This window comes from Devosia sp. (genome assembly GCF_036676215.1).
GTDB lineage: Bacteria > Pseudomonadota > Alphaproteobacteria > Rhizobiales > Devosiaceae > Devosia.
The window spans coordinates 1-2478 of record NZ_JAKFDJ010000064.1 but is presented as its reverse complement, the minus strand read 5'-3'; the positions used below and the strand labels follow the sequence as shown (position 1 = coordinate 2478).

The window sequence follows — 2478 nt, the reverse complement described above, 5'->3', positions numbered from 1 at the left end:
AGACCACGGTTCTTGTCGTCGCGCGGCCGATCCGTTCCGAGGTCGGCTCGCAGTCATAGCCCTGGAATACGGCGATCCAGGTCACCACGAAGGCGAAGACGACGCTCTTGATCACGCCGTTAAGCACGTCTTCGCCGAAATCCACACTGTTCTGCATATTGACCCAGAACGAGCCCTCATAGACTCCCAGCCAATCCACCGCGACCATGGCGCCGCCCCAGATGCCGACCACGCTGAAGATCATCGCCAGCAGCGGCATGGAGATAAAGCCGGCCCACAGACGCGGCGCGATGATGTACTTGAGGGGATCGACGCCAATCATCTCCAGGCTGGAGAGCTGTTCGGTGGACTTCATATTGCCGATTTCCGCGGTCAGCGCCGAGCCGGCGCGACCGGCGAACAGCAGCGCGGTCACCACCGGCCCCAGTTCGCGCAGCAGCGTCAGGGCAATCATCTGCCCCACCGCCTGCTCGGAACCGTACTTGGTCAGGATGTTGAAGCCCTGCAACGACAGCACCATGCCGATAAACACGCCTGACACTACTATGATCGCCAGCGACAGCACGCCCACCGAATAGAGCTGCTTCAACAGCAGTTGCGGGCCATTACCCAGACCGTTGCGGCCGAACAGGACGTGCAACAGAAACAGGGTCGATCGGCCCAGGGCCTCGAGCACATCGAGACCGGCGCGACCGAGCAGGCGCACCCGCTCGAGCGTAGGCGTCTTGCGCATCAGCGCCCCCCCAAAAGATCGTCGCGATAATCCACCGCCGGATAATGGAAGGGCACCGGACCGTCCGGCTCGCCCTGCATAAACTGCTGGATACGCGGGTTAGTGGAGTTCATCAGCTCATCCGGCGTGCCCTGCCCCAGCACCTCGCCGTCGCCCACCACATAGAGGTAGTCGGCGATGCTGGCGGTCTCGGCCAGATCGTGGGAGACCACTATGCTGGTGATGCCCAGGGCGTCGTTGAGCAGGCGGATCAGGCGCACCAGCACGCCCATGGCGATCGGGTCCTGGCCGACGAAGGGCTCGTCGTACAGCAGTATCTGCGGGTCCAGGGCGATCGCCCGGGCCAGCGCCACGCGCCGCTTCATGCCGCCGGACAGTTCGTCCGGCATCAGGTCGATGGCGCCGCGCAGGCCGACCGCCTGCAGTTTCATCAGCACTATGTCGCGGATCATCTCGTCTGGCAGCCGAGTGTGGATGCGCAAGGGGAAGGCGACGTTCTCGAACACATCGAGATCGGTGAACAGCGCACCGCTCTGGAACAGCACGCCGAACTGCTTACGCATATCGAACAGCTCGCTGCGCGACAGGCTCGGCAGGTTCTGGTCGTTGACCCAAACCTCGCCGCTGGCCGGCTTGAGCTGGGCCGCGATCAGGCGCAACAAGGTCGTCTTGCCGCACCCGGAAGGCCCCATGATGCCGGTGACCTTGCCGCGCGGGATGCGGATATCGACATTGTTGAAGATGCTGCGCGTGTCGCGCTTGAAGGTGACCCCCTTCAGCTCGACCGCGAAGGCGTTCTCGGCGCTCATCTGGACTCCTTTGCGATGCAGCCTTCCTGGCAGACGCCGCGACCCCGAGCAGGGACACCGCACCTGTCGGACGGGCCGAATTGGCGGCGGACTATAGCATTGCCGCCCCTCGCGCCCCAAGGCCGAAACGGGCCTCGTTCAAGGTTGCGACAGCTTTGGCAGAAGACGCTCGGCGATCGAGGGTGAGCGAATCCGCCTTTGCCGCTATAATCGCCGACTTTTCCTTCGGCATTTGCATTGACCCCATGAGCCAGTCCAGCGATCTGATCCAGTCCGCCCAGCGCACCATTCGCCTCGAGCTCGAAGCCGTAGAGGGGCTTTTGTCGCGCATTGATGCCGACTTCGTGCGGGCCTGCGAGCTGATCCTGGCCAGCAAAGGCCGGGTGGTGGTGGTCGGCATGGGCAAGTCCGGGCATATCGGCAGCAAGATCGCCGCCACCCTGGCCAGCACCGGTACTACCGCGTTTTTCGTCCATCCGGCCGAGGCCAGTCATGGCGATATGGGCATGATCACCCGTGACGATGTGGTGCTGGCCCTGTCCAATTCCGGGTCCACGGCCGAAATCGTCACCCTGCTGCCCCTGATCAAGCGCCTCGGCATTACCCTGATCAGCCTGACCGGCAACCCGGATTCGCCGCTGGCCAAGGCCGCCGAGGTCAATCTGGATGCGCGCATAGCGCAGGAGGCCTGCCCGCTCAACCTGGCGCCGACCTCCTCCACCACCGCCTCCCTGGTGCTCGGCGACGCCCTGGCCATCGCCCTGCTGGAGGCCCGCGGCTTTACCGCCGAAGACTTCGCCTTCTCCCACCCGGGTGGCGCGCTGGGCCGGCGCCTGCTGCTCAAGGTGGAACACGTGATGCACGCCGGCGAGCGCCTGCCGCGGGTGCGGCGCGGCACCTCGCTGCGCGAGGCGCTGCTGGAAATGACCGAGAAAG

The 2478-nt window shown here is 64.6% G+C and carries 3 protein-coding genes; 1 reads left to right on the top strand and 2 read right to left on the bottom strand.

Going from position 1 to position 2478, the window contains the following annotated elements:
* Both mlaE and V6M52_RS06100 read right to left on the bottom strand, forming a co-directional pair.
* Positions 1–733, bottom strand: a 733-nt coding sequence (gene mlaE / locus V6M52_RS06105) for a lipid asymmetry maintenance ABC transporter permease subunit MlaE (protein WP_332700408.1), incomplete at its 3' end; no start/stop codon positions are given.
* Positions 733–1542 carry an ABC transporter ATP-binding protein gene (locus V6M52_RS06100; RefSeq protein ID WP_332700407.1) on the bottom strand — a complete coding sequence of 270 codons (810 nt, stop codon included), beginning with the start codon at positions 1540–1542 and terminating at the stop codon, positions 733–735. The genes mlaE and V6M52_RS06100, both read right to left, overlap by 1 nt.
* Positions 1543–1787: 245 nt before the next feature.
* Here V6M52_RS06100 and V6M52_RS06095 point away from each other — a divergent pair.
* On the top strand, positions 1788–2478 hold a 691-nt coding region (locus V6M52_RS06095; protein WP_332700406.1), incomplete at its 3' end, for a KpsF/GutQ family sugar-phosphate isomerase.

Coding starts and splice junctions, on each gene's coding strand:
- V6M52_RS06100 (WP_332700407.1), bottom strand. CDS start 1,542: ATGAGCGCCGAGAACGCCTTCGCGGTCGAGCTGAAGGGGGTCACCTTC.